This window comes from Paraburkholderia sp. UYCP14C (assembly GCF_004197395.1).
Taxonomy (GTDB): domain Bacteria; phylum Pseudomonadota; class Gammaproteobacteria; order Burkholderiales; family Burkholderiaceae; genus Paraburkholderia.
In genome coordinates this window covers 1-26,262 of record NZ_SELS01000055.1, presented here as the reverse complement: position 1 = coordinate 26,262, position 26,262 = coordinate 1, and the positions used below count along the sequence as shown (strand labels likewise).

19 protein-coding genes and 1 pseudogene are annotated in these 26,262 nt (G+C 65.3%); 16 read left to right on the top strand and 4 right to left on the bottom strand.

All coding sequences use genetic code 11. The annotated features are described in order from the left end of the window. Nucleotides 1-188 precede the first annotated feature (188 nt). Together otsA and EVC45_RS34285 are read left to right on the top strand one after the other, a co-directional pair. Nucleotides 189-1,601 (top strand): alpha,alpha-trehalose-phosphate synthase (UDP-forming), encoded by a 1,413-nt coding sequence (gene otsA, locus EVC45_RS34290; RefSeq protein ID WP_129962590.1) that lies wholly within the window; start codon nt 189-191, stop codon nt 1,599-1,601. Nucleotides 1,602-1,825: 224 nt separating this feature from the next. Beyond that, a complete protein-coding gene (locus tag EVC45_RS34285) occupies nt 1,826-2,893 on the top strand; it encodes a glycosyltransferase family 4 protein (protein WP_129962589.1) in 1,068 nt (355 codons plus the stop codon). A gap of 245 nt (nt 2,894-3,138) precedes the next feature. On the opposite strand, the gene EVC45_RS34280 is transcribed toward EVC45_RS34285, so the two are convergent. From EVC45_RS34280 to EVC45_RS34270, 3 genes are all read right to left on the bottom strand, one after another. Beyond that, the gene (locus EVC45_RS34280) at nt 3,139-3,726 is read right to left on the bottom strand and encodes a YSC84-related protein (protein ID WP_129962588.1); all 588 of its coding nucleotides are present in this window, start codon (nt 3,724-3,726) and stop codon (nt 3,139-3,141) included. A 387-nt stretch (nt 3,727-4,113) separates the two neighbouring features. Next, nucleotides 4,114-4,563 (bottom strand): hypothetical protein, encoded by a 450-nt coding sequence (locus EVC45_RS34275; RefSeq protein ID WP_129962587.1) that lies wholly within the window; start codon nt 4,561-4,563, stop codon nt 4,114-4,116. Between the two features lie 236 nt (nt 4,564-4,799). After that, nucleotides 4,800-5,099 carry a PsiF family protein gene (locus tag EVC45_RS34270; RefSeq protein ID WP_129962586.1) on the bottom strand — a complete coding sequence of 100 codons (300 nt, stop codon included), beginning with the start codon at nt 5,097-5,099 and terminating at the stop codon, nt 4,800-4,802. Nucleotides 5,100-5,550: 451 nt separating this feature from the next. Between EVC45_RS34270 and EVC45_RS34265 the strand changes: the two genes are divergently transcribed. After that, nucleotides 5,551-5,850, top strand: a complete 300-nt coding sequence (locus EVC45_RS34265) for a YciI-like protein (RefSeq protein ID WP_129962585.1) — start codon at nt 5,551-5,553, stop codon at nt 5,848-5,850. 580 nt (nt 5,851-6,430) lie between these two features. Continuing rightward, a complete protein-coding gene (locus tag EVC45_RS34260) occupies nt 6,431-7,633 on the top strand; it encodes a transposase (protein ID WP_129962584.1) in 1,203 nt (400 codons plus the stop codon). Between the two features lie 69 nt (nt 7,634-7,702). Here EVC45_RS34260 and EVC45_RS34255 read toward each other — a convergent pair whose 3' ends face one another. Continuing rightward, a complete protein-coding gene (locus EVC45_RS34255) occupies nt 7,703-9,274 on the bottom strand; it encodes a mannose-1-phosphate guanylyltransferase/mannose-6-phosphate isomerase (protein WP_373683105.1) in 1,572 nt (523 codons plus the stop codon). A 608-nt stretch (nt 9,275-9,882) separates the two neighbouring features. Between EVC45_RS34255 and EVC45_RS34250 the strand changes: the two genes are divergently transcribed. The 12 genes and pseudogenes from EVC45_RS34250 (at nt 9,883) to EVC45_RS47090 (ending at nt 25,966) form a co-directional block, all read left to right on the top strand. After that, complete coding sequence (locus EVC45_RS34250) at nt 9,883-11,280, top strand: undecaprenyl-phosphate glucose phosphotransferase (protein WP_129962583.1); 1,398 nt, start codon at nt 9,883-9,885, stop codon at nt 11,278-11,280. 80 nt (nt 11,281-11,360) lie between these two features. Next, the gene (locus tag EVC45_RS34245) at nt 11,361-12,836 is read left to right on the top strand and encodes a UDP-glucose/GDP-mannose dehydrogenase family protein (protein WP_129962582.1); all 1,476 of its coding nucleotides are present in this window, start codon (nt 11,361-11,363) and stop codon (nt 12,834-12,836) included. 33 nt (nt 12,837-12,869) lie between these two features. Beyond that, on the top strand, nt 12,870-13,325 hold the full coding sequence (locus tag EVC45_RS34240) for a low molecular weight phosphotyrosine protein phosphatase (protein WP_129962581.1): 456 nt from the start codon (nt 12,870-12,872) through the stop codon (nt 13,323-13,325). Then, nucleotides 13,319-14,524: a polysaccharide biosynthesis/export family protein gene (locus EVC45_RS34235; RefSeq protein ID WP_129962580.1), complete on the top strand. Its 1,206-nt coding sequence runs from the start codon at nt 13,319-13,321 to the stop codon at nt 14,522-14,524. The genes EVC45_RS34240 and EVC45_RS34235 overlap by 7 nt, the downstream gene beginning before the upstream one ends. A gap of 136 nt (nt 14,525-14,660) precedes the next feature. Continuing rightward, nucleotides 14,661-16,859 (top strand): polysaccharide biosynthesis tyrosine autokinase, encoded by a 2,199-nt coding sequence (locus EVC45_RS34230; protein ID WP_129962619.1) that lies wholly within the window; start codon nt 14,661-14,663, stop codon nt 16,857-16,859. Nucleotides 16,860-16,915: 56 nt separating this feature from the next. Beyond that, entirely contained in the window at nt 16,916-17,839 is a 924-nt protein-coding gene (locus EVC45_RS34225; protein ID WP_129962579.1) for a glycosyltransferase family 2 protein, read from the top strand. Nucleotides 17,840-17,888: 49 nt separating this feature from the next. After that, nucleotides 17,889-19,097, top strand: a complete 1,209-nt coding sequence (locus EVC45_RS34220) for a glycosyltransferase family 4 protein (RefSeq protein ID WP_129962578.1) — start codon at nt 17,889-17,891, stop codon at nt 19,095-19,097. A gap of 3 nt (nt 19,098-19,100) precedes the next feature. Next, a complete protein-coding gene (locus tag EVC45_RS34215) occupies nt 19,101-20,603 on the top strand; it encodes a glucose-6-phosphate isomerase (protein ID WP_129962577.1) in 1,503 nt (500 codons plus the stop codon). Continuing rightward, entirely contained in the window at nt 20,600-21,829 is a 1,230-nt protein-coding gene (locus tag EVC45_RS34210; RefSeq protein ID WP_129962576.1) for a glycosyltransferase family 4 protein, read from the top strand. The genes EVC45_RS34215 and EVC45_RS34210 overlap by 4 nt, the downstream gene beginning before the upstream one ends. 90 nt (nt 21,830-21,919) lie before the next feature. Further along, a complete protein-coding gene (locus tag EVC45_RS34205) occupies nt 21,920-23,086 on the top strand; it encodes a glycosyltransferase family 4 protein (RefSeq protein ID WP_129962575.1) in 1,167 nt (388 codons plus the stop codon). Between the two features lie 326 nt (nt 23,087-23,412). Then, a pseudogene (locus tag EVC45_RS34200) lies at nt 23,413-25,791 on the top strand (ATP-binding protein). Nucleotides 25,792-25,828: 37 nt separating this feature from the next. Next, a complete protein-coding gene (locus EVC45_RS47090; RefSeq protein WP_248295364.1) occupies nt 25,829-25,966 on the top strand; it encodes a hypothetical protein in 138 nt (45 codons plus the stop codon). Nucleotides 25,967-26,262: the final 296 nt, after the last annotated feature.

The following is a 26,262-nucleotide window of genomic DNA, read 5'->3' as shown; positions in this document are numbered from 1 at the left end:
GCGCGAATCGGGGCGGCGACAGGTGAGCGCAAAGCGCTGATTGGTCAGCTGGAAATCGCGAATGGCAAGTCACGGCGGCCGGCGCGTTCACGCCCAGCGATGCGCGGGCACGCCGATTGCTGCCATCGGGCGCGCCACGCCGGCTCAGGCGGCGCGGCGCACCGCAAGAACTACGGAGGACATGCACTATGGGTCGATTGATCGTCGTGTCGAATCGCGTTGCGACGCCGACGGAGACCAAGGGATCGGCGGGCGGGCTCGCGGTCGGCGTATTCGGCGCGCTGAAGGATGCGGGCGGCGTCTGGTTCGGCTGGAGCGGCGACGTGGTCAGCGAAACGGTCGCCAACGCGGGGCCGACGCTCGAGCAGGACGGCGCGGTGACCTTCGCGACCGTCGGCTTGACGCGCAAGGATTACGACCAGTACTACCGCGGCTTCTCGAACGCGACGCTATGGCCGGTATTTCACTACCGCAACGACCTCGCGCGCTACGAGCGCGAGGAGTACGCGGGCTACCGGCGCGTCAACGCGTGGCTCGCGCACAAGCTGGTCAAGCTGCTCGAACCCGACGACGTCATCTGGATTCACGACTACCATCTGATCCCGTTCGCCGAGGCGCTGCGCAGCGAAGGCGTGACGAACCGCATCGGTTTCTTCCTGCATATTCCGTTTCCCGCGCCGCAGATCCTGCTCAACATTCCGCCGCACGAGGAACTCGTGAAGTCGCTGTCGTGCTACGACCTGCTCGGCTTCCAGACCGCCACCGACCAGCAGGCGTTCCACGACTACGTGACGCGCCACGCGCGCGGCACGGCGAGCGCGGACGGCATCGTCGAGGCGTTCGGGCGCAAGCTGCGCACCGGCGTGTACCGGATCGGCGTGTTCCCCGACGAAATCGCCGAGCAGGCCAAGCGCTACGAGAGCCGCCAGCACGTGCTCGAGCTGAAGCAGAGTCTCGAGGGGCGCAAGCTGATCATGAGCGTCGACCGGCTCGATTATTCGAAGGGACTGGTCGAGCGTTTTCGCGCGTTCGAGTTGCTGCTCGAACGCTCGCCCGAGTGGCGCGGCAACGTCACGCTCGTGCAGATCGCGCCGCCGACGCGCTCGGACGTCGCCACCTATCAGAAGATCCGCCAGGATCTCGAATACGAAGCGGGGCGCATCAACGGCCGCTACTCGGGGCTCGATTACACGCCGATCCGCTATCTGAACCAGCAGTACGACCGCTGGAAGCTGATGTCGCTGTTCCGCGAGTCGCAGATCGGCTTCGTCACGCCGCTGCACGACGGCATGAACCTCGTCGCGAAGGAGTACGTCGCCGCGCAGAATCCCGACGATCCCGGCGTGCTCGTGCTGTCGATTTTCGCGGGCGCCGCGGCCGAGCTCTCCGGCGCGCTGCTCGTCAATCCGCACGATGCGATCGGCATGTGCGAAGCCTTGCAGCGCGCACTGCAGATGCCGCTCGATGCGCGTCAGCGGCGTCACGAGATCAACATGGCCGCGCTGCGCGAGAACGATCTCGGCGTGTGGCGCGACAGCTTCCTCAGGGATTTGCGCAGCATGCCCGTGCGCGGGTCGGGCGAGGGCGGCGGCCACAAGTAACGGCGCGAGCTCGCGTCACCGGATGTAAGCCGTTTGTAACAGCGCCGAGCAATTGCAAGACCTGCGGCTTTTGCGCCGCTGCCAGGGAATAATGCGTCGTAGCGACGATGTATCCGACGCTTATGCGCCGTGTGCATTGATCCGCCGTCATGGCGCTGTCATACTCGGCGTCGCCGGGGGCATCGCGTTTGGCGCGCCAGCCGTCGGCTCATGGAGACACAAATATGAAGATTGCGCAGATCGCCCCGCTGACCGAATCGGTGCCGCCGAAGCTTTACGGCGGCACGGAGCGCGTCGTGTCCTACATCACCGAAGCGCTGGTCGAGCAGGGCCACGACGTGACGCTGTTCGCGAGCGGCGACTCCGTCACGAGCGCGAAGCTCGAACCGGTGTGGCCGCGCGCGCTGCGGCTCGATCCGGGCATCCGCGACCGCATCGCGCCGCACATGCTGCTGATGGAACTCGTGCGCCGCCAGGCCGAAGACTTCGACGTGCTGCATTTTCACCTCGACTACTACTCGTTCTCGGTATTCAAGCGGCAGGACACGCCGTTCGTCACGACGATGCACGGCCGCCTCGATCTGCCCGAGCAGCAGCCGGTGTTCGATACGTTCAACACCGCGCCCGTGATCTCGATTTCGAACGCGCAGCGTCATCCGCTGCCGCAGGCGCGCTGGCTCACCACCGTCTATCACGGCCTGCCGGAGCAGCTCTACACGCCGCAACCGGTCGAGCAGAAGTACCTCGCGTTTCTCGGCCGGATTTCGCCGGAAAAGCGCGTCGATACGGCGATCCGCATCGCGGGCCGCTGCGGCATGCAGATCCGCATCGCCGCCAAGGTCGATTCGGCCGACCGCGAATACTTCGAGCGCGAAATCCGGCCGTTGCTCGACCTGCCGTACGTCGAGTACATCGGCGAGATTGCCGACCATCAGAAGGCCGAGTTTCTGTCGGGCGCGCATGCGCTGCTGTTCCCGATCGACTGGCCGGAGCCGTTCGGTCTCGTGATGATCGAGGCGATGGCGTGCGGCACGCCGGTGATCGCGTTCAACCGCGGCTCGGTGCCGGAAGTGCTCGAAGAGGGCCTGACCGGGTTTATCGTCGAGGACGAGATCGGTGCGGTGGCGGCCGTGAACCGGCTGCACAAGGTGCCGCGCGCGGGCGTGCGGCAGCGCTTCGAGGAGCGCTTCACGTCGCACCGGATGGCGCGTCAGTATGTGGAGGCGTATCAGTCGGTGATTCGCGCGCAGAAGCGCTCGAGGTTCAAGGTGGTGGACTCGTCGGGCGGTTGACGCGGGCATCGTTGGCCAGTGTCGAAACGAAGGACGGCGGTGCGCGATGCGCAGCGCCGTTTTTTTCGCGCGTGAGCTTTTTCGCGCTTGAGCGGGGGCATCGATAGCCGACCACAAGAAAAGCCGCGCGACGACTCACGCAGAGCCCTTCGCGCGGCTTTGGCCGCGTTGCGATCCGGATGCCGCACCTGCGCGCGTCGCGATGCACGCGCAGGCGTTCAGCAAAAGCATACCGCTCGGCGCGCTCAGATCTTCAGCCGCGACACCTTCGTGCCTTGCAGCGACACGTCGCCCATCAGGCCCGCGTTGGTCAGCACGAAAACCTGCACCGGCGCAGTGGCCGTGGTCGTGTCGACAGCGCCGTTCGCGCCGACCTTCACGAGCGCGACCGATGCATCGACGCCGGCCGACCAGCCGTCGGCGTTGCGGAATTTGTCGAGCGAATCCTGTGTCATGAACAGGAAGATGAGCGCCTTCGATTGCGCACCCGCCGTCAGGCCGAACGAGCCCGACACGGTGCTGTAGTAGCCGACCGTCGCGCCGCCCACCCGCAATGCGCCTTCGCCATACTGGCCGCCGACGATAAAGCCCGCCTGCAGCACCGACGGGAACACCAGCACGCCGCGCGCCTTCGACACCAGCTCGCGCGAGCCCGGCACGGTCGTGAACAGCCTGGACATCGTGCCATCGACGCTCGCGTCGATCGACTGTCGTTTCGAGGCGTCGACATGCGCGTTGTCAGGCGTGTTGCCCGTGGTCGTGCACCCGGCGAGTGCGAGGCCTCCGAAAGCAAGCGCAGCGGTCGTCTTCAACATGAAGTGTCGTCTTTGCATCGTTTTTCTCCGTCATGGACCCGGGGCGCAACCGTCGTGGTGTCGCCTGGTTGCCTCCGAGTTATAACACAGGCTGCAGCAAAAGGCGTGCCGCGAGCTAACGCGAAAAGCCTTATGGGACAAGGGTTTGAGGCCGATCGCCAGGGCGTTTTCGAGTAACTTTGACCGGCCTTTCGCGCGACCTCGAAGCACGCATCGAGCAACGATACGAGGGGGCGAAACCGACAAGTGCCCGAGGCGCGGGGATTTTGGGGACGCTTCGGCGCGCTCGCGCGATGCGCCGGTTTTTACCGATTTCCGCTCTGCGCGGCGGCCCACCAATATGGAATCGATAGTGTTGCTTCGACGCTGCAAATTGCAGCGGAGCCCCGGCGGCGCGGCCGCCGCTCACCCGTGATTCGCCGGACTCTTGACCGTGGGAGGGCGCCGCAGCGCGCGGCGCACCATGCCGATGATCACGCCGAGCGCGAACAGGATCGCCGCCGGCACGACCCAATAGCCGATGAACGCGTGCCACAGATAGCCGTACAACGTCGAGCGGCGCACGCTGTATTCGTTGATGGCGTCCTGCTGGCGCGGCGCGTTGGCGGCCAGCACGTCGGCCGGGCAGCCGGCGGCTTTCGCCTCGTCGGGCTTGCCATGACAACGCGCGGGCGCGCCGGCGGCGCGCTGCGCGCCGGTGAAATTCCAGCTGGTCAGCGCGCGGTCGAGATCGACCGCGTTATTCGACATTTCCTCGCGGATTTCGTTGACCGCGACGATCGCCACGGGCACGGCCCAGAATATGATGACCAGCAGCCACCGCCTTAACCAGCGGTTTTTGTGCTTCGATACCATCCTTGCCTCCGATCGATGCTCAGTAGCACCAACGACAAGATGGCGGCCCGCGTAGTTGGATTGGTTCTATAGGTGAGGGTGGGCCGTCTCCGCAGCCATCATAGAAGAAAACGGCGCGTTGCGGCGGGTGGACTGCGAAGCGGGGGAATTCGATCGGAGCGCCGCGTGGGCGGGACGATGCGCCGGCGCCGAGTCGATCCCCGGGCGCCGGCGTGACGGATGGCTACGCCTGTCGCTTAGTTCGCCGGCGCCGAGGAGGACAGACAGGTCTTCATGAACGCCTTGCGGTCGTCGCCCTTCTTGTCGCCCGCCTGCTTGTTGCACGCCTTCATCTTGTCCTGCTGGCTCATCGGCGCGGCGGCGGCCGGCTTCGACGAAAGACAGGTTTGCATGAACGCCTTGCGCTCGTCTCCTTTCTTGTCGCCCGCCTGCTTGTTGCAGTCGGCCATCTTGGTCTGCTGGCTGTTCTGCGCAAACGCCGGCGAGACGAGTACCGCACCCAACACCAGCGTAGCGATAGCGGATTGGATTTTCATGGGACACTCCATCGGTGGTGAAAACGTTTTTGGTCGTTCATGCGCGCGGGCGACGACGGCATCCATGGGCCCATCGGCGCATCCATTATGGCAAATGCCGTCTGCCAGAACGGCTCAAAATCCATTCCGGTTGACAGCGGACTGCGCTCGTTTTCCCTGACTGGCGCGGAACAACCGGTACTATCGCGTTTGAAACAATCGAATCAACGGGAGCGCGAATTTTGTTATGCAATCCGGATTAATCGGCTCGACTATTTCAACCTTATTGAAATTAAATTGCGGTGTCCGATATTTGGGTTTTACGAAAAATACGCAATCAGCATTTCTCCATTGCTGCGAATGCAACTGAATAGAAAATAGGCATGAAATTCGGCGGCCGTTGCTATGCTCGAGCGCGCTCCGACGCATGCCGCTCTCCATGTCAACCTTGATCCTTGCGAGGAGACTTACGATGCATTACCTGTTGATGTACGACCTGGTACCCGACTATCTGGAGCGGCGCGGCGAGTACCGCGATGCGCATCTGAAACTCGCATGGGCTGCCGTCGAGCGAGGCGAGCTGCTGCTCGCCGGCGCGCTCGCCGAGCCGACGGACGGCGCGGTGCTGCTCTTCAGCGGTGCGTCGGCGGTGGTCGCGGAAGCCTTTGCCAAGGCCGATCCGTATGTGCTCTCCGGACTCGTCACGCGTTGGCGTGTGCGCGAATGGACCACGGTCGTCGGCGAGCAGGCATCGAAGCCGGTGCGTCCGTAACGTCCCTCGAAGCGACTTCGACGTTTCCATCACGCGTCGAACGCCGCGCATGCGCAGTGGCCGCATGCGCGGCTCCCATTGTCTCCATGTCACCCTGCATGCTCGTCACGCTCTTCTCGCCGATGCTCGAAACCGCTGATCCCATTCGCTATCAAGGGGCATTGAAATGCATGCTGGATCGGCAATCGGATTTCTAAATCCCATTCTGTGCAATCAGGCTGCATTGTGCTTTGCAATAGACAGATCCGATGCCGGATAAGCAGTGGCTTCTGTTACGGCAATACGAGAATCGACGCAGCGAAACGGACAAGATTGTTTCTATCCGTAACACTTGTCTCAACTGTACTCATGCAAAGAGCGGGATGGTATGCTTCGTGCACAAATTCTCCCACGCACGAGTGAGACCGCGTTTTGTGCTTCGCAATAGGGAAGAGCCGCACCACGTGTGGGCGGACTGCTCCAGCTAGCCGAACGGACAAAACAAATTTGTGCAACCGAGGGCCGCACACGGGTCGGGAACGCTGAGAATCCGTGGCAGGCCCAACGCCGCGGCCAGGCCAGGCCGCGTGGAGAAAATCCAATGTTTTTTGATGAACTAAACAACGACGAATGGGCGTTGCTCGCGCCGCTCGTCTCCGACGAGCCGGCCGTCCGTCTGAACCGGCGCGGCCGGCCGCGCGCCGAACCGCGCATCGTGACGAATGCGGTGCTGTGGATTCTGACCACGGGCGAGCCATGGTCGAAGCTGCCGGGCCGCTATCCGTCCGGTCCCACGTGCCGCCGCCGCTTCGAAGAGTGGCAGCTGAACGGCACACTGCTCGAGATGGTCCGCCTGCTGTCGCTGAGCGGGCGCACGTTCGCGTACATTCCCGAACCGGCTCCGCCCGTGACGGCCAGACCCGCGGCACCGGTTGCGCCAACCCCGATCCCGCGCGAAGACAATAGCCTGCGCGGCGTGTCGTGGAAGAGTCCCGAGTCGTGGCAGGCGCCGGGTGTCGCGAGCGCGTTGAGCCAATGGCGCACGGCCGATCCGATCGGCGACATCACGCGGCAATTGTCGGGGCTTGCGCCGGCGGCGACATCGGCGTTCGCGACGTCCGCATCGGGGAGGTCGGTGACGGTGGCGGAAATCCACGCCGAACCGGCGTCCGGCATGGAAGAGCCCGTCGCGGCCGACGACCCGCGCCCGTCGCTGACGATCGGCCTCGCGCCGCGCGGCATGCAGGTCGCCGATTCGCGCGGTTATCTGGTCTATGTGGTGGTCGAGGAAGTGCCGAATGCGATGTATCGCGGCTGGGCGGAGATCATCAGGGACGGCAAGCGCGTCGAGCGCTCCGGCCTCGTCGGTCCGCGCTTCGCGGATGCGCAGCACGCGCAGCAGTTCGCGCTCGACTGGGCACGTCAGTGGATCGATCGCGAATGCGCGACCGATGCGGCGGCGACGACGCTGGCGCACGGAACCGTAGAGCGCTCGGCGGCGGCCGGAACGGAAAACCCTGTGCAGCGCGCGGCGGGCCGCTCATTGGCGGGCGTGCGTCAGGTGCCGGAACCGGCGCCGATCAATGGCGTCGCGAATCACGCCGCAAATCAACCGGCAAATCACGGCGCGCCGTTGCACGGTCCGCTGAAGCCATCACTGAATGCATTGCGCGGGACGCTGCGCCGCTATCCGTCGGACACCGCGACAGCGGGCGTGGCAGGCACGCCCACGGTGACGACCGACAGCGGCACCGCGGAGCGCTTCTCCGCAACGTACAAGGAACTTATCTCGTACGTGGGGTGAGCCCGGCGGTCCCCGCGGCCGCTTCGCGCCGCCGCAGGTTTCTGCTTCATCATTGCGACCGCTCGCGGGTCATTGCCGTCCGTACGTATCGTCGAATCGCACGATATCGTCTTCGCCCAGGTACGACCCCGACTGCACCTCGATCATTTCGAGCGGCATCTTGCCCGGGTTTTCGAGGCGATGCGTGGTGCCGAGCGGAATATAAGCCGACTCGTTTTCGGACACGATGAAGCGCTCGTCGCCGCGCGTGACGAGCGCAGTGCCGCGTACGACGATCCAGTGCTCGGCGCGATGATGATGCATCTGCAGCGACAGCCGCGCGCCCGGCTTCACGACGATACGCTTGACCTGGAAGCGCTCGCCGGTGTCGACGGAATCGTAGTTGCCCCACGGCCGGTGCACCTTGCGATGATTGGCCGCTTCGATCCCGCCATCCTCGCGAATCCGGTTGACGATCTTCTTGACGTCCTGCACGCGTGATTTGTCGGCGACGAGAATCGCATCGGCGGTCTCGACGACGACGAGATTCTGCGTGCCGACGCAGGCAATCAGTCGTCCTTCGGAATGCGCGAAGGTCGAGTTCGCGCCTTCGAACATCACGCGGCCGCGGCTCACGTTGCGATCCGCGTCTTTCTCGGAGATGTCCCAGATCGCGTCCCACGAACCGACGTCGGACCAGCCGGCCATCAGCGGCACGACCACGCCGGACGCGACGCTCTGATCGGCGCCGAGCTTTTCCATCACCGCGTAGTCGATCGAATTCGACGGCGACGCGCTGAAGCCATCGCGTTGCAGCCGGAAGAAGTCGCCGTCCGCCGTGCTGCCCGCGAAGGCCGCTTCGCAGGCGTCGAAGATGGCCGGCTGAAAATGGCGGATCGCTTTGAGCCAGGTCGATGCGCGCACGATGAAAATGCCGCTGTTCCACCAGTATTCGCGTGATTCGACATAGCGCTGCGCGAGCTCGAGATGCGGCTTCTCGACGAAGCGCTCGAGGCGATGCGCGACGAGGCGAGCCGATGCTTCGGTATCCGCAGCATCGCGCGCATCGTCAGCACCGAGCGGTGCGCCGATGCGGATATAGCCGTAGCCGGTTTCAGCACGCGTCGGCACGATCCCCATCGTGACGATATGGCCGGCCGCCGCATGCTGAACGCCGGTGGCGACCGCCGCGTGAAAACCTTCGCTGTCGGTCACCGCGTGATCGGCGGGCATCACGACCATGATGCCGTCCTGGTCCTGCGCGGCGACGGACAATGCGGCCACCGTCAACGCGGGCGCGGTGTCGCGGCCCACGGGTTCGAGGATCAGCCGGCTAGGTTTACCGCTCGTGCGCAATTGTTCGGCCGTGGTGAAGCGCTGTTCTTCATTGGCGACGACCACCAGTTGGCCGGCCAGCGGATAACCGGCTTCGAGCCCGTCGAGACGGCGGGTCGTCGATTGCAGCAGCGACTCTTCGCCGAGCAGGCCGATCAGCTGCTTCGGATGCTGCTCGCGCGACATCGGCCACAGGCGGGTGCCCGAGCCGCCCGCGAGAATCACGGGATGAACCTTGAGCTTGACGCTGGTTGCGGTTGACGACATGGACGATTGGGCGGGGGTGGGCCGGGTGCCGGCAGGCGTGACCGGGGCCGGAGCTGTCATGGTGAACTCTCCTCGAGGCTGGATGAATGCGTCGAGTTTTATCACGAAGTCGCAAATCAATAAAAGCGCGTTAAATACAATCCGGATAAAAGGCGCAGCGGATTTATTCGAAATGCGGGAAAAAAGTCGTGCCGATTTATTAAAAAAATAAAAATTACCTGAAAAAAATCGGCAAGGATTTTTTTCGCTTAATGATGAGTAAGAATGACAGCACGGATGACGCCCGTGCTTTGCCGACGAAACTGTTGGGAAAGCGAAAGCTCCTTTGGGAAAGCGCTCGAATCGGCTGTCTTGCAGCCGTTATCGCCCCGCTTTGCGGCAACAATTACCGCCCAAAATGCATAAAAAATATCGAAAAAATGACCGATACAATTTGAGATTTTTTGCGCTCTTGTCGTGCGAATTTTAATACCGCTTTATTGAGGTATGTACAAGGGTATTCACTCATTCGGACTCGGTTTTTCAGGTCGCGTCATTCAGGCTCATTCAGTTCCATTCAACCGCTGGGCAGACGGGAAACATGAAGCGCAAATGATGAAAACCCGCTTGCAACACCCATTTCAACCAACCGACGGATCGCACTTGACTGACCAACAGAGGGGCGGCACATGCTGAGCGTTCTAGCGAGAATCATCGACATCGCCATGGTCGCGCTCGCCGCGGTGCTGGCGGCGGCGGTGCACAGCGGCGCACTGGTCTGGCTCGACGACATGCAAAGCATGTCGCTCGCGTTCGGCTGCCTGCTCGTGGTGGTGTTCTTCCCGGCGCTCGGCATCTATCAGTCATGGCGCGGCAAGCCGCTCTACGATCTGCTGTCGCGCGTCACCGGCGGCTGGCTGATGGTCGAAGTGACCGGCGTGCTGATCAGCTTCAGCGTGCACCGCGCCGACAGCCTGTCGCGGTTGTGGCTCGTGTACTGGGCGCTCGCGTCGATCGTGCTGCTGGTCGTCACGAAGGTGATCGTTTATTCGATCCTGCGCGGGCTGCGCCGCGAGGGCTTCAATCAGCGCGCGGTCGCGATCGTCGGCGGCGCGCCGTACGGCCGCTACCTGATCGAGCAGATGCAGGGCCGTCCCGAGGCCGGCTTCACGCCCGTCGTCGTGTTCGACGAGAGCGGCACGATCAATCCCTATGAAGACCCGGACGCGGCGGACGCGATCGCCGGTGTGCCGGTCGAGCGCGACTACCAGCGCATGATCGACCTCGTGCGCCAGCGCGCGATCCGCGAGTTGTGGCTCGCGCTGCCGATCTCGAAGGAGAAGGCGATCCATCGCTTCGTGATGGATCTGCGCAACGACTTCGTGAACATCCGCTTCATCCCCGACGTCGGCAGCCTGACGCTGTTCAATCAGCCGATGGTCGAACTGCTCGGCGTGCCCGCGATCAATCTGGCCGCCTCGCCGATCACCGATCTGCGCGTGCTGCCCAAGCGCGTCTTCGACAGCCTGTTCGCGCTCGGCGCGTTGCTCGCGCTGTCGCCGCTGATGCTCGCGATCGCGCTGATGGTGAAGCTCAGCTCGCCGGGGCCGGTGTTGTTCCGCCAGCGCCGCAAGGGCATCGACGGCCGCGAGTTCGAGATCTTCAAGTTCCGCTCGATGAAGGTCCACAAGGAAGAGGCCGGCAAGATCACCCAGGCGACCCGGCGCGATCCGCGCATCACCGCGGTCGGCGCGTTCCTGCGCCGCACCAGCCTCGACGAGCTGCCGCAATTCATCAACGTGCTGCGCGGCGAGATGTCGGTGGTCGGTCCCCGTCCGCATGCGCTCGAACACGACGACATCTACAAGGATCTGGTGAAGGGCTACATGCACCGCTACCGGATCAAGCCCGGCATCACGGGCTGGGCGCAGATCAACGGCTATCGCGGCGAAACCGATCGCATCGAAAAGATGATGGGCCGCGTGAAGCTTGATCTGTACTACATGCAGCACTGGACCTTCTGGCTCGACCTCAAGATCGTCGTGCTGACGCTGTGGAAGGGCTTCGCGGGCAGCAACGCCTATTGAACGCAAAGCGCCGGGCCGCGCCGATGCCACGCATCGCGCGAGCGTATTTCTGAATCAACTCTCTTACCGAGGTGCAATCCATGAACCTGACGATCATCGGTAGCGGCTATGTCGGCCTCGTGACGGGCGCCTGTCTGGCCGACATCGGCCACGACGTGTTCTGTCTCGACGTCGATCAACGCAAGATCGACGTGCTCAACAACGGCGGCGTGCCGATCCACGAACCGGGTCTGCAGGAGATCATCGCGCGCAATCGCCGCGCGAAGCGCCTGACGTTCTCCACCGACGTCGAGGCCGCGGTCGCGCACGGCGACATCCAGTTCATCGCGGTCGGCACGCCGGCCGATGAAGACGGCTCCGCCGACCTGCAGTACGTGCTCGCGGCCGCGCGCAACATCGGCCGCCATATGAACGGCTTCAAGGTGATCGTCGACAAATCGACGGTGCCGGTCGGCACCGCGTCGCGCGTGCGCGAAGTGGTGGCCGCCGAGCTGGCCGCGCGCGGCATCGACCAGATGTTTTCGGTGGTGTCGAATCCGGAGTTCCTGAAGGAGGGCGCGGCCGTCGAAGACTTCACGCGGCCCGATCGGATCGTGCTCGGCTGCGACGAGGACGTGCCCGGCGAAAAGGCGCGCGAACTGATGAAACGCCTGTATGCGCCGTTCAACCGCAATCGCGAGCGCACGCTGTACATGGACGTGCGCTCCGCGGAATTCACCAAGTACGCGGCCAACGCGATGCTCGCGACGCGCATCTCGTACATGAACGAGCTCGCGAATCTGGCCGATCGCGTCGGCGCGGACATCGAGGCGGTGCGCCGCGGAATCGGTTCCGATCCGCGCATCGGCTACGACTTCCTGTATGCGGGCTGCGGCTATGGCGGCTCGTGCTTTCCGAAGGACGTGCAGGCGCTGATCCGCACCGCCGCCGATCACCACGCGAACCTGCGCGTTCTCGAAGCGGTGGAAGCGGTCAACGACGCGCAGAAGCAGATCCTCGCGCAGAAGATCGTCGCGCGTCTCGGCGAGGATCTGTCTGATCGCACGTTCGGCGTGTGGGGTCTCGCGTTCAAGCCGAACACCGACGACATGCGCGCGGCGCCGAGCCGCGAGCTGATCGCCGCGCTGCTGCGCCGCGGCGCGCGCGTGAAGGCCTACGACCCGGTCTCGATCGACGAAGCGAAGCGCGTGTTCGCGCTCGATCTGAAGGACGTGCCGCAGCAGCAGGCGCGCCTGTCGTTCGTCAACGAAGAGATGGAAGCGGCGAGCGGCGTCGACGCGCTCGTGATCCTGACCGAATGGAAGGTCTTCAAGAGTCCGGATTTCGATGCGCTCAAACGCATGCTGAAGACGCCGCTGATTTTCGATGGCCGCAATCTGTACGAGCCGGACGTGCTGCTCGAACTCGGCATCGAGTATCACGCGATCGGCCGGCGGCACGCGTTGCGCAATGCGCCGGCGCGAGTCGGCGCGAACGCCGCGATGCAGGCGGCCGATGCTGCCGGGGCGGCCCATGCCGGGGCGGCGGTTGCCGCCGCGGCAACTTCTGGCCGCTGAGGCCACTGCGATCGCCGCGCAAAGAGATCCGCCATGTTCGACAACGTTCTGATCGTGTGCCACGCCAACGTGTGCCGCTCGCCGGCCGCCGAGATGCTGTTCAAGGCGCGCCAGGCGCGCGCGCCGCGCCCGGGCACCGCACCGATCGCGTTTCATTCGGCGGGCATTCGCGCGGTGAACGGCCACGGCATGGACCCGGTGATGCGGCGCCTGCTCGAAGAGCGCGGCGTCGCCGCCGGCATCCACCACGCGCGACGCCTCGACCGCTCGCTGGTGCGCGCGGCCGATCTCGTACTGGTGAGCGAGCGCGCTCAGGTGAGCAAGGTCGAGGCGCTCGATCCGTCCGCGCGCGGCAAGGTCTATCCGCTCGGCAAGTGGGAAGCCGATTCCGACGTCGCCGATCCGCACGGCGGCGCGGAAGACGAATACAGGGAGAGTCTCGTGCTCATCGAACATCTGGTCATGGGATGGCTGAACAAAATATGCTGAAGAAACCCCGCATCGAAAACTCATTCGCGAGCTTGCGCGCGAAGCTCGTCGCCACCCTTGCGCTGACGTCCTTTCTGTCGGCCTGCGCGACCGCACCGGGCAATTATCTCGACACCTCGAGGCTCAAAGACAACGATCAGGCGCCGAGCGAAACCTATCCGGTCCATCTGATCGACGGCAACCTGATCATGGCGCAGGCACAAGCCGCCGCCGCCAAGACCCAGCCGCTGCCGCCGTCGGCGCTGCCGGATGCGTCGCATTACGTGTACCACCTCGCGCCGCAGGACATCCTCGGCATCACCGTGTGGGATCACCCCGAGCTGACCACGCCGCAGGGCAGTACCTTGTCCTCGGGCGGCAATACCACGCAGACGATCGCGGGCGCGTTGCAGCAGCCGTATACGGCGGCGCTGCCGGGCCAGGCCGATCCGTACGGCCAGACCATCGCCGCCGACGGCACGATCTTCTTCCCGTTCGTCGGCCGCATCCAGGCCGCGGGCAAGACCACGACCGAGGTGCGCGATCAGCTCGCCTCGCGCCTCGTGCCTTATATCCGCAATCCGCAGGTCGATGTCCGCGTGCTGTCGTATCGCAGCCAGAAGGTGCAGGTCACCGGCGAAGTGAAGCAGCCGGGACCGCTCGCGGTGAGCGACGTGCCGCTGACGCTGGTCGACGCGATCACGCGCTCGGGCGGCACCAACCCGAACGCCGACATCCAGCGCGTGCGCCTCACGCGCAACCACAAGCTCTACGTGCTCGACGCCGATCGCATGCTCGATCAGGGCGACACCACGCAGGACGTGATGCTGCAGAACGGCGACGTGGTCAACGTGCCGGACCGCACCGACAGCCGCATCTTCGTGATGGGCGAAGTGAAGACGCCGATCCAGGTGCCGATCGTGCGCGGCCGCATGACGATCGCCGACGCGCTCACGCAAGGGGGCGGCATCCTCAACACCGACGCCAATCCGCGCCAGATCTACGTGATGCGCGGCATGCGCGAGCATCCGACCACGCCTGAGGTGTTCCGCCTCGACATGACGCAGCCGGACTCGATCATGCTGTCCTCGCAGTTCCAGTTGCAGCCGCTCGACGTCGTGTACGTGGGCACCGCCGCGTCGACCACGTTCAATCGCGTGCTGGAGCAGGTGCTGCCGACCGTGCAGACGCTGTTCTATCTGAAGCAGCTGACGCGCTGAGCGTTTGAGCTGTAGCGTCCCGCGCCGCCGTTGTCCGGGCGACGCGGGACGAGCAACGAAAGCAGAAGTACCGCTGACGCGCAAGCCGAAGCCAACGACACGGGATGGAACAGTGAGCAATCAACTCTCTCCACACATGGCTGGTCCGATCAAGACCGAAGAAGAAGACGTCGTCCTCGGACAACTGGTGCAGGTGATCCTCGACGACATCTGGTGGCTGCTCGCGATTACCGCGATCATCGTCGCGATGGCGGTCGCGTACTGCTACCTCGCCAAGCCGACTTATTCGGCCGATGCGCACGTGCGCGTCGAGCAGTCCGACAGCATGTCGCAGGCGCTCACGCAGACGCAGACCGGCGCCGCGATCACCAGCGGCTCGACGTCGCCGCAGACCGACGCGGAAATCGAAATCATCAAGAGCCGCGGCGTGGTCGGGCCGGTCGTGCAGCAGCTGAAGCTGAACTTCAGCGTCACGCCGAAGACGATCCCGCTGCTCGGCAACATCGCCGCGCGCGTCGCGACGCCGGGCCAGCCCGCGCGAGCGTGGCTGGGACTCACGTCGTACGCATGGGGCGGGGAGAACGTCGACGTCGATTCGATCGACGTGAGTCCGTCGCTCGAAGGCGAGAAGCTGCTGCTGCGCGTGATCGACGCGGAGCACTATGAGCTGTTCGCGCCGAACGGCTCGCTGCTGCTGCGCGGCCAGGTCGGCCAGCAGGTGCAGGGCGGCGGCGTGACGATGCTCGTCAACAAGCTGGTCGCGCGTCCCGGCCAGGAGTTCACGATCGTGCGCTCGAACGACCTCGACGCGATCACCGCGTTCCAGTCGGCGATCACGGTGCAGGAGCAGGGCAAGCAGACCGGCGTGATCCAGATCTCGCTGGAGGACAAGAGCCCGGAGCATGCGGCGCTCGTCGCCAATGCGCTCGCGCAGTCGTATCTGCGCCAGCACGTGTCGAACAAGCAGGCCGACGCGAGCAAGATGCTCGATTTCCTGAAGAGCGAGGAGCCGCGCCTGAAGTCCGACCTCGAACGCGCGGAGGCCGCGCTGACCGCCTATCAGCGTCAGTCCGGCTCGATCAACGCGAGCGACGAGGCGAAGGTCTACCTCGAAGGCAGCGTGCAATACGAGCAGCAGATCGCCGCGTTGCGGCTGCAGATGACGCAGCTCGAAGAGCGCTACGGCGACGACCATCCGACGCTCGTCGCCGCGCGTCAGCAGATGGCCGAGCTGCAGGCGCAGCGCACCAAATACGCGGACCGTTTCCGCGATCTGCCGGCGACCGAAGTGAAGGCCGTGCAGTTGCAGCGCGACGCGAAGGTCGCCGAAGACATCTACGTGCTGCTGCTCAATCGCGTGCAGGAGCTGTCGGTGCAGAAGGCGGGCACGGGCGGCAACGTGCATATCGTCGACGCCGCGCTGCGCCCCGGCGCGCCGGTCAAGCCGAAGAAGATGCTGATCATCTCGGCGGCCGTGATTCTGGGGCTGATCGCGGGCGCCGGTTTCGTGTTCCTGCGCCGCAATCTGTTCAAGGGCATCGACGACCCCGATCACGTCGAGCGCGCGTTCCATCTGCCGGTGTTCGGCCTCGTGCCGCAAAGCGCCGAGCAGGTGCAGCTCGAAAACAGCTACGTGCGCGGCGGCGAACGGCTGCGTCCGGTACTCGCGAATGCGCGGCCGAAGGACGTGACGATCGAAAGTCTGCGCAGCCTGCGCACCGCGATGCAGTTCACGCTGATGGATGCGCGCAACCGCATCGTGATGCTGACGGGCCCGATGGCCGGTGTCGGCAAGAGCTTCCTCAGCGTGAACCTCGCGATGCTGCTCGCGCATTCGGGCAAGCGCGTGCTGCTGATCGACGGCGACATGCGGCGCGGCGCGCTCGAACGGCAGGTGGGCGGCGTGCAGGAGAACGGGCTGTCCGAGTTGCTGAGCGGCCAGATCTCGCTGGAAGACGCGATTCGCGGTTCGAGCATCGAGGGCCTCAGCTTCATCTCGTGCGGCCGCCGTCCGCCGAATCCGTCGGAGCTGCTGATGTCGCCGCGTCTGCCGCAGTACCTCGACGGCCTCGCGAAACGCTACGACGTGATCCTGATCGACACGCCGCCGGTGCTCGCGGTGACCGATGCGTCGATCATCGGCGCGTACGCGGGCTCGACGTTCTTCGTGATGCGCTCGGGCATGCACAGCGAGGTCGAGCTGGCCGATGCGCTGAAGCGCCTGCGCGCAGCCGGCGTGCACGTGCAGGGCGGCATCTTCAACGGCATGCCGGCGCGCGCGCGGGTCGGCTACGACCGCGGCTACGCGGCGACCCAGGAATACCTGAGCACGTGAGCCGGGCCACGAACTCCAGCACCGGCTCGTGCACGACAGGAATAGAGGACATCACGATGAAAGTGACCGTACTGGTACCGACTTATCGCCGCCCGGCCGATCTCGCGCGCTGCCTCGCCGCGCTCGAGCGGCAAGCGCGCGCGCCCGACGAAGTGATCGTGGTCGCACGCGTCGATGACGACGCGACCCATGCGTGCCTACGCGATCCATCCGCGCGCGGCCGGCTGCCGCTCGTGATCGCGCCGGTGGACATACCCGGCCAGGTCGCGGCGCTGAATCGCGGGCTCGACGCCGCGAGCGGCGACGTGATCGCGATCACCGACGACGACGCCGCGCCGCGCCCCGACTGGGTCGAGCGCATCGCGGCCGCGTTCGAAGCCGATGCGCGCCTCGGTGCGCTGGGCGGGCGCGACTGGGTGCACGAAAAAGGCCGCGTGCTCGACGGCGAGCGGCCGCTGGTCGGCAAGGTAACCGCGCACGGCAGGATCATCGGCAATCATCATCTGGGCGTCGGTGCCGCGCGCGAGGTCGACATCCTGAAGGGCGCCAACATGAGCTACCGGCGCGACGCGGTGCGCACGATCCGCTTCGACGCGCGTCTGCGCGGCGCGGGCGCGCAGGTGCACAACGACATGGCGTTCAGCCTCGCGGTCAAGAACGCCGGCTGGAAGCTCGTCTACGACCCGCAGGTCGCGGTCGATCATTTCCCCGCCGAACGTTTCGACGACGACAAACGCGACGCGCAGACGATGGCCGCGCTGCGCAACGCAGCGTTCAACTTCCATCTGATCCTGCGCGACCAGTTGCCGCCGCTGCGCCGTGAAACCGCGTGGTGGTGGTGGACGCTGGTCGGCACGCGGCTTTATCCGGGCCTCACGCACGCGGCGCTCGCGCTGTTGTCGAAACAGGCGCCGCTGAAGCTGTCGCGCTGGCGCGCGGTGCGCGGCGGCGCGCACGAAGCGCGGCGCGCGTTGTCGTGACGCGTATGCGCCACGAGGCCTCTTTCCACCGGCAGAGCGGAGTGCCCGCATGAGTACGAAGGTTCACGTTCATCTGTTTTACGGCGCCGATCCGCGCTTTTATCGCAAGGGCGACGATATCGGCTGCCTGTACGGTTATCACCATGCGCAGTCCGAAGCATTCGCGCTGAGCTATTCGCAGGACGCGCGCGAAAGCCGGCCCGTGCGGCTCGTGCGGCGCGCGCTGAAGGCCGCGCTCGGCTTCGATTTCATCCATACGTGGCGCAATCGCGCGGAGATGCTGCGCTCGGACGTGATCTGGACGCATACCGAGCAGGAGTGGCTGTCCGCCGCGCTGATGCTGCTGCTGTGCGGGCGCAAGGGCGGGCCGGGCGCGTCGCCGCTGCTGCTCGCGCAAAGCGTGTGGCTGCTCGACAAGTGGCCGTCGTACGGCATCGTGCGCAGCTGGCTGTATCGCAAGCTGATGACGCGCGCGGATCGGCTGACCACGCTCGCGAGCGAAAACGCCGAATTGTGCCGGGACTATTTTCAGCGCGACGCGACGCCGCTGCTGTACGGCGTGAACACCCGCGACTTCCCGGTCGTCCCGCCGACGCAGTGGACGCCGCGCACGCCGCTGCGCATCGCGGCGATCGGCAACGATCGCGACCGCGACTGGGAGACGCTGATCAAGGCGTTCGGCAACGATCCGCGCTACACGGTGAAGCTCGCGACGCGGCGGCGTATTCCGGCGTCGCTGCGCGCGTCGAATGTGGAGATCGCGCTGTTCTCGGGCATCAGGAAGCAGCACGAACTGTACGACTGGGCCGACGTGATCGTCGTACCGCTGCGGCCGAACTCGCACGCGTCGGGCATCACCGTGATGCTCGAAGCGGCGGCGGTCGGCAAGCCGATGATTGCGACCGACGTCGGCGCGCTGCGCGATTATTTTCCCGCCGACGAAGCCGCCTACGTGCCGCCGTTCGATCCGCAGGCGCTGCGCGACGCGGTCGATCGGCTCGCCGCCGCTCCGCACGAGGCGCTGCGCCAGGCGCAGGCAGCGGCAGCGGGTCTGCTCGCGCGCGATCTGACCACGCAGCACTACGCGATGCAGCACGTGCGGATCACCCGCGAGATGCTCAGCGCGCGGGGACAGGCGAGCGCGAGCGCCTACCCGGCTACGCCCGCGCAAGCCGCCACGCACGCTCCGGCTCGCGCCACGCAGCCGCGTGAAGCTCAACGCGGCGCACCCGCGCGCGAATCGCGCGGAGGCCTGTAAGCGATGTCGACGATTCCACGCGCGAACCCACTGCCGCCGAACGGCGCGGCCAACGCCGGCCGCGCAAAAAACGCCGCAAGCGGGCTGCTGTCCGGGGGCCCGCGGGAATGGCTGCCGCCGCTGTTGCTGTGGCTGATCACCGCGGTGCTGATCGTCGCGCACCAGGGCACGGTGCTCACGCTCGCGTTTCCGGTGCTCGCGATCCTGACGGGCCTGTGGCTGTACTTCAGGAGCCCGGCGCGTTACATCGGCTTCATGTGGTGGCTGTGGTTCCTGAGCCCTGAAGTGCGGCGTCTCGCCGACTGGTCGAAGGGCGCGTTCACGCCGACCAGCCTGATCCAGGTCGCGCCGCTCGCGGTCACGATGATCAGCGGGCTGTCGCTGCTGCGCTACTACCGGCTGCTCGCGCAGCGGCGCGGTTTGCCCGTGCTGCTGATCCTGCTCGGCCTTGTCTACGCGTTCCTGATCGGCGTGATGTCGAGCGGCCCGCTCGCGGCCACCTACGACCTCGCGAACTGGCTCTATCCGATCCTGATCGGCTTTCACATCATGGCGCACACGCGCCAGTATCCGCAGTACCGCGACACGATCATCAACACGTTCATCTGGGGCATGCTGGTGATGGGCGGCTACGGCCTGATCCAGTTTTTCATCATGCCGCCGTGGGACGCGCTGTGGATGCTCGGCTCGCAGATGAACTCGCAGGGCGACCCGGTGCCGATGGGCGTGCGCGTGTTCAGCACGATGAATTCGTCGGGCCCGTTCGCGTTCGCGATGATGGGCGCGATGGTTTACGTGATGGCCGCGCAGCACCGCGTGCGCTGGATCGCCGCCGGCCTCGGCTTCTTCTCGTTTGCGCTCAGCCTCGTGCGCTCGACGTGGGGCGGCTGGGTCATCGCGCTGCTGATTCAACTGGTGAAGTCGAACAACAAGGTGCGCGTGCGCATCGTCGCGAGCGCGGTGCTGCTGGCCGGCTTCTGCGTGCCGCTGCTCGCGGTCGGCCCGGTGGCCGAGCGGATGCAGGCGCGGCTGAACACGATCGTCAATCTGCACGACGACCAGAGCTACGCGGCCCGTAACGAGTTCTACGCGACCTTCGCGAAGACCGCGTTTACCGACGTGTCGGGCGAGGGCATGGGCGCGACCGGCACCTCGACGAAGCTCTCGAACGACGGCGGCCAGCTCGGCCAGTACGGCAACTTCGACAGCGGCGTGATGAACATTCCGTTCGTGCTCGGCTGGCCCGGCACGTTGCTGTACATGTCCGGCATCGTGTGGCTGCTGATGCGCGCGGTGCTCGCATCGTTCAGGCTGCGCGACGACAAGTTCGTCTCCGCGTGCCTGAGCCTGTGTCTCGCGACCTTCGCGATGCTCGTATTCACGAACTCGCTGGTCGGCACCGGCGGCCTGCTGCTCTTCATGAGCGCCTTTTCGATTCTTTCCGCGGTCCACTACGAAAAAATGAACCGCAGACGCACGCTATTTACCCACGGAGGCACGGATTGAGAGTCGCCATTGTCACGCATGTAGTGCGCCATAACGACGGCCAGGGGCGCGTCAATCACGAGATCGCGCGCGCGGCGCTCGACGAGAACATCCGCGTGACGCTGGTCGCGTCGCACGTGGCGCCGGAGCTGCTCGCGCATCCGCACGTGCGCTGGGCGCCGGTGAAGATCGGCCGCTGGTGGCCGACCAATCTGCTGCGCCAGCAAGTGTTCGCACTCAAGAGCGCGCTGTGGCTGCGCGCGCATCGCCGCGACTACGACGTGCTGCACGTGAACGGCTTCATCACGTGGATGCGCGCCGACGTCAATACCTCGCATTTCGTCCATAGCGGCTGGTACGCGAGCAAGTACTACCCGTTCGGCCTGACGAAGGGCGTGTGGTCCGCTTACCAGTCGGTCTATACGCGCTGCAACGCGTTGCTGGAGCGCTGGGCATACCGGCGCTCGAAGGTGATCACCGCGGTGTCGCAGAAGGTCGCCGACGAAATCCGCGCGATCGGCCTCACGCCGCGCAATCGCGTGGACGTGATCTACAACGGCGTCGACACCCAGGGCTTCGCGGCCGCGAGCGGCGATCGGGCGAAGTTCGGCTTGCCGGGCGCTGCGTTCCTGCTGCTGTTCGTCGGCGATCTGCGCACGCCGCGCAAGAATCTCGGCACCGTGCTCGCCGCGTTGAAGCATCTGCCCGAGCACGTGCAGATCGCGGTGGCCGGCTTTTTGCCGGGCAGTCCGTATCCGGACGAGGCGAAGGCGCTCGGCATCGCGCATCGCGTGCATTTTCTCGGGCTCGTGAAGGAAATGCCGGTGCTGATGCATTCGGTCGACGCGTTCGTGTTCCCGTCGCGCTACGAAGCGATGAGTCTGTCGCTGCTCGAAGCGATGGCCGCGGGGCTGCCCGTCGTGACCGCGCGCACCGCGGGCGGCGCCGAGATCATCACGCCCGAGTGCGGCATCGTGCTCGACGATCCCGACGACCCGCAGGCGCTCGCCGGCGCGGTCGCGCAACTTGCCGGCGACGACACCGCGCGCCGCGCGATGGGCCAGGCCGCGAGCGAGCTGGCAACCGGCTTCGGCTGGGCGCGCATGGCCGCGCAATACATCGCGCTGTACCGGCAACTGGCCGGGCAGCAGGAAAACCGCCGCCGCAGCAAGACGGAAGCCGGCGTCGTCGCGCAGAACGATGCGTTGACGCTGAACCATCTGGCCGGACAAGAGAGCGTGGAATGAACGCGCTGAGCGCGCGATCCACGCATCGACACGGCAACTCACCGCAAGCAACACACAGCAACACGCAGCACCACACAGGGGCACACCATCATGACGACTGGCTCAATCAAATCACTGCAGATCGGGATGCACTGGTTTCCCGAACGCGCGGGCGGCCTCGACCGCATGTATTACTCACTGGTCGGCGCATTGCCCGGCGCGGGCGTCGCGGTGCGCGGCGTGGTCGCCGGCTCGCCGAAAGTCGCGGCCGATACCAACGGTGCGATCAACGGCTTCGGCTCCGCCGCGCAATCGCTGCCGCTGCGGCTGATGGCGGCACGCCGCGCGCTGCGGCAGGAAATCCGCGCGTCGCGGCCCGACGTGATTTCGTCGCACTTCGCGCTCTATACGTTTCCGGGCCTCGACGTGACGCGCGGCATTCCGCAGGTGTCGCATTTTCAGGGACCGTGGGCCGATGAGAGCCACGTCGAAGGCGCCGATTCGCTCGGCCAGCGCGCGAAGCGTTATCTGGAGCAGTCGGTGTACGCGCGTTCATCGCGGCTGATCGTGCTGTCCGACGCGTTCGGCAAGATTCTGACGGCGCGCTACGGCATCTCGCCGGAGCGCGTGCGCGTGGTGCCGGGCTGCGTCGACGTCGAGCAGTTCAATCTGCCGATCACGCAGGCCGAGGCACGTCTGCGTCTGCAATTGCCGCAGGATCGGCCGATCGTGCTGGCGGTGCGAAGGCTGGTGCGGCGCATGGGCCTCGAAGATCTGATCGATGCGGTGAAGCTGGTGAAACGCACCTCGCCCGACGTGCTGCTGCTGATCGCGGGTAAGGGCCGGCTCGAAAGCGAACTGCAGGCGCGCATCGCCGACGCGGGGCTCGAGCACAACGTGAAGCTGCTCGGCTTCGTGCCCGATCAGCATCTGGCGGCGCTGTATCGCGCGGCCAATATCAGCGTCGTGCCGACCGTCGCGCTGGAGGGTTTCGGGCTCATCACGGTCGAATCGCTGGCATCCGGCACGCCGGTGCTGGTGACGCCGGTCGGCGGATTGCCGGAGGCGGTGGCGGGCCTGTCGCCCGATCTGGTGTTGCCGGAGACCGGCGCTCAGGCGATCGCCGCGGGTCTCGCCGGCGCGCTGAACGGCACGCTGAAGCTGCCCGATGCGGACGCATGCCGCCGCTATGCGCGTGAGCACTTCGATAATGCGGTGATCGCGAAGCGGGTCGCGGCGGTCTATGCCGAGGCGATTGCGGGGGACGCGCTGCATTGAGGCACCACGGCGGCGCTTCAATCGGATAAAAAAAAGCGAGGCACGGACCCTTGCGTCCAGGCCTCGTGTTCATGCCGCCGCAGGGCTTCAGAAAAAATAGGCCGTAAATAACGGCACGTTTCTGTTGAACTTGAGCCCGGATCAGCCCTTAGCCGGAATTTTTCGGCGATATTTTTCAAATCCTCAAAACGTGGCGACTGGTGTCCTTTCCGTCACGTTTACGTCACACATTCGCGACGATAATCCCCGCGCCCGAAAGCACAAAAACACACGGGCGTCCCGCTCAAAGCGGGGACCTTGTATTTTCAGACCTCGGGGATTCTCAGATGACCATCCGTCACCGCATCACGCTACTCGTCATTCTGATGCTCGTCGCGCTATCCGCCATTGGTGGATACGCCGTGCTTCAGACCCGCAACAGCGCCGCCAACGTCAGGCAGGTGACCCAAGGCGTGGTGCCGAGCGCGCTCGCGTCGGCGGACCTCGTGTCGCAGCTCAAGGACGTTCAGCTCGCGATGATGACGCTCGTCTACGCGCCCGACGCGAACATGGTCTCGCAGGCGCAAGACCTGCTGAAGAGCAAGGAAGCGTCGCTGCAGGCGGCGCTCGACGTGCAGGCTAAGGCCGCGCAAGGCCAGGCCCAAACCGGTCTCGTGAGCCAGGCGCGCGAGAGCCTCGCGAATTATTTCAACGCGGTCAACGACACCGCGAAGATGAAGGCCGACGGCAAGAACGATCTGGCGCAGGCGTATCTGTTCGCGAACGTCGCGCAATACCGCGACGAACTCGAAGGCATCGTCGAGACGCTGCGGATCGAAAAGAACCGTCAGAAGGACGCCGCGATCGACGACCTGAACAGCGCGCTCGCCACCACGACGACGGCGATCGGCGCCGCGACCGGCGCGGCCATCGTCGTGCTGCTGTTGATCAGCGCGCTGCTGTATCGCCAGATCACCAGTCCGCTGAGCCGCATGCAGGTGGAGATGAGCGAGATCGCGGCGAGCCAGGACTTCACGCGCCGCGTGCCGGTCGGCCGCATGGACGAGATCGGCCATTCGATCGTCGCGTTCAACGGCATGATCGAGAAGATCCAGCAAAGCTCGCTGCAGTTGAAGCAGAAGACCGCCGATATCCAGGCGATGCTGCAAAACATGCAGCAGGGCATTCTGACGGTGGTCGAAGGCGTGGTCGTGCATCCGGAGTACTCCGCCTATCTCGAAGCCATCTTCGAGACCTAGGAGATCGCGGGCCGTCCGTTGCTCGATCTCGTGTTCGGCGGCACCGATATCAACAGCGACGAGCTCTCGCAGATCGAAGCCGCGCTGCAGGCATGTATCGGTGAAGACAGCATGAACTTCGAGTTCAATCAGCACCTGCTCGTCAACGAGATCGCGAAGCCGATGGCCGATGGCCGCGTGAAGACGCTCGACCTGAGCTGGTCGGCCATCACCGACGAACACGACGTCGTGCTGCGTCTGATGCTGTGCGTGCGCGATGTGACCGAACTGCGCGCGCTCGCGGCCGAGGCCGGCGAACAGAAGCGCCGGCTGGAAATGATCGGCGAGATTCTCGCGGTGAGTCAGGAGAAGTTCCATCACTTCGTCGAAAGCGCGACGGGCTTCATCAGCGAGAACGAACGCATCATCCGTCAGCATCACGAGCCGAGCCACGAAGCTGTCGCCGAGCTGTTCCGCAACATGCACACCGTCAAGGGCAATGCGCGCACCTACAGCCTTCAGCATCTGACCGGCATCGTCCACGAAACCGAGCAGCGCTACGACGCGTTGCGCCGTGCGGACAACAGCGAGACGTGGGACCAGCAGCTTCTGATCGAGGATCTGCAGCGCGTGAAGGCCGCGCTCGAAACCTACGCGACGATCAACGAGGTGAGCCTCGGCCGCAAGGGCCCGGGCCAGAGCGGCGCGGTGGATCGCTACCTGATGGTCGATCGCGAGTTGATCCAGAAGCAGTTGGACCTGCTCGAAAGCGCCGATCCGGCCGACCGGGACGCACTCGTGTCGATGCGCGAATCGTTGCAGCGGGAGCTGCGTCTGCTGGGTACCGAGTCGATCTACGAAGCGCTCGCGGGCGTGTTCGAATCGCTGCCGTCTCTAGCGGCCGAACTCGGCAAGGCAGCGCCGGTCGTCAGCATCGACAACAACGGCTACCGCGTGCGCAGCGAGGTCAGCCATACGCTGCGCAATGTGTTCACGCACCTGCTGCGCAATTCGGTCGACCACGGCATCGAGCCTGCCGCCGAGCGTGTCGCGAACGGCAAGGACGCGGCCGGCGTGATCGAGCTGGAAGTGGGCGTCGACCATCACGCACTGCAGATCACCATCAGCGACGACGGCCGCGGTCTCGCGCTCGCGAAAATCCGTGCCGCCGCGATCGAACGCGGCTGGATCGACGCGGATGCCGCGCACAGCGACGAAGCGATTGCGGAGTTGATCTTCCGTTCGGGCTTCTCGACCGCGCAGAGCGTCAGCGAGATTTCGGGCCGCGGCGTCGGCATGGACGCCGTGCGCGATTTCGTGCGGCGCGAGCATGGCCGCATCGAATTGCGTTTCACCGACGATCGTCGCGGCGCGGAGTATCGCCGCTTCCAGACCGTCGTGTCGTTCCCCGAGGACTGGGCGGTGGACAGTCTCGACGCGTCCGCCGAGGCAGCGCGCGAGCGTGACGCGGATGCGGTAGCGGGCTGACGGCCCGACGGATTGAACGAAGCGATGGGAGCAGGTCGTGCTTGAAAGTTATCTTCTGGCGGCAGGGGTTGGCGGTATCGTCTGCGCATTCGCCACCGGCATCGTTTATCGCCGCAAGCTTCGCGCCGGCGCAGAAGCGCAGCGTGTCGATGCGCTCGCGCGGCACACCGTCTAGCAGCAACTCGACGCGGCGGTCCGACTCGCTGAGCAGGCCAGCAGCGAGCGCACCGCGCTGGAGGCGACGCTCGCCGATCTGCGCGCGCAGGCCGAGCAGTGCGCGCACGATCGCGACACGTTGCAGGCGTCGCTCGACGCCGCGAACGCCCGCAGCGACGAATGGCTGCAGCAGGCGACGCGGATCGCGCACGAGGCGGCCCGTCTGAAGACGCTCACCCCCCGATGGGCAGTTCAAACTCCTCCACTTGCGGGCGGCTAAATTCCCCCAGGCAGGACGAGCGGATTATGCGTCGG

What these genes read in the sequence shown, in the direction of transcription:
- EVC45_RS34230 (WP_129962619.1), top strand. Translation starts at nt 14,661, where the DNA reads ATGGCTGGTCCGATCAAGACCGAAGAAGAAGACGTCGTCCTCGGACAA.
- EVC45_RS34280 (WP_129962588.1), bottom strand. Translation starts at nt 3,726, where the DNA reads ATGCAAAGACGACACTTCATGTTGAAGACGACCGCTGCGCTTGCTTTC.
- EVC45_RS34235 (WP_129962580.1), top strand. Translation starts at nt 13,319, where the DNA reads ATGCTGAAGAAACCCCGCATCGAAAACTCATTCGCGAGCTTGCGCGCG.
- EVC45_RS34255 (WP_373683105.1), bottom strand. Translation starts at nt 9,274, where the DNA reads ATGACAGCTCCGGCCCCGGTCACGCCTGCCGGCACCCGGCCCACCCCC.
- EVC45_RS34245 (WP_129962582.1), top strand. Translation starts at nt 11,361, where the DNA reads ATGAACCTGACGATCATCGGTAGCGGCTATGTCGGCCTCGTGACGGGC.
- EVC45_RS34265 (WP_129962585.1), top strand. Translation starts at nt 5,551, where the DNA reads ATGCATTACCTGTTGATGTACGACCTGGTACCCGACTATCTGGAGCGG.
- EVC45_RS34250 (WP_129962583.1), top strand. Translation starts at nt 9,883, where the DNA reads ATGCTGAGCGTTCTAGCGAGAATCATCGACATCGCCATGGTCGCGCTC.
- EVC45_RS34240 (WP_129962581.1), top strand. Translation starts at nt 12,870, where the DNA reads ATGTTCGACAACGTTCTGATCGTGTGCCACGCCAACGTGTGCCGCTCG.
- EVC45_RS34260 (WP_129962584.1), top strand. Translation starts at nt 6,431, where the DNA reads ATGTTTTTTGATGAACTAAACAACGACGAATGGGCGTTGCTCGCGCCG.
- EVC45_RS34270 (WP_129962586.1), bottom strand. Translation starts at nt 5,099, where the DNA reads ATGAAAATCCAATCCGCTATCGCTACGCTGGTGTTGGGTGCGGTACTC.
- EVC45_RS34275 (WP_129962587.1), bottom strand. Translation starts at nt 4,563, where the DNA reads ATGGTATCGAAGCACAAAAACCGCTGGTTAAGGCGGTGGCTGCTGGTC.
- EVC45_RS34220 (WP_129962578.1), top strand. Translation starts at nt 17,889, where the DNA reads ATGAGTACGAAGGTTCACGTTCATCTGTTTTACGGCGCCGATCCGCGC.
- EVC45_RS34285 (WP_129962589.1), top strand. Translation starts at nt 1,826, where the DNA reads ATGAAGATTGCGCAGATCGCCCCGCTGACCGAATCGGTGCCGCCGAAG.
- otsA (WP_129962590.1), top strand. Translation starts at nt 189, where the DNA reads ATGGGTCGATTGATCGTCGTGTCGAATCGCGTTGCGACGCCGACGGAG.
- EVC45_RS34205 (WP_129962575.1), top strand. Translation starts at nt 21,920, where the DNA reads ATGACGACTGGCTCAATCAAATCACTGCAGATCGGGATGCACTGGTTT.
- EVC45_RS34225 (WP_129962579.1), top strand. Translation starts at nt 16,916, where the DNA reads ATGAAAGTGACCGTACTGGTACCGACTTATCGCCGCCCGGCCGATCTC.
- EVC45_RS34215 (WP_129962577.1), top strand. Translation starts at nt 19,101, where the DNA reads ATGTCGACGATTCCACGCGCGAACCCACTGCCGCCGAACGGCGCGGCC.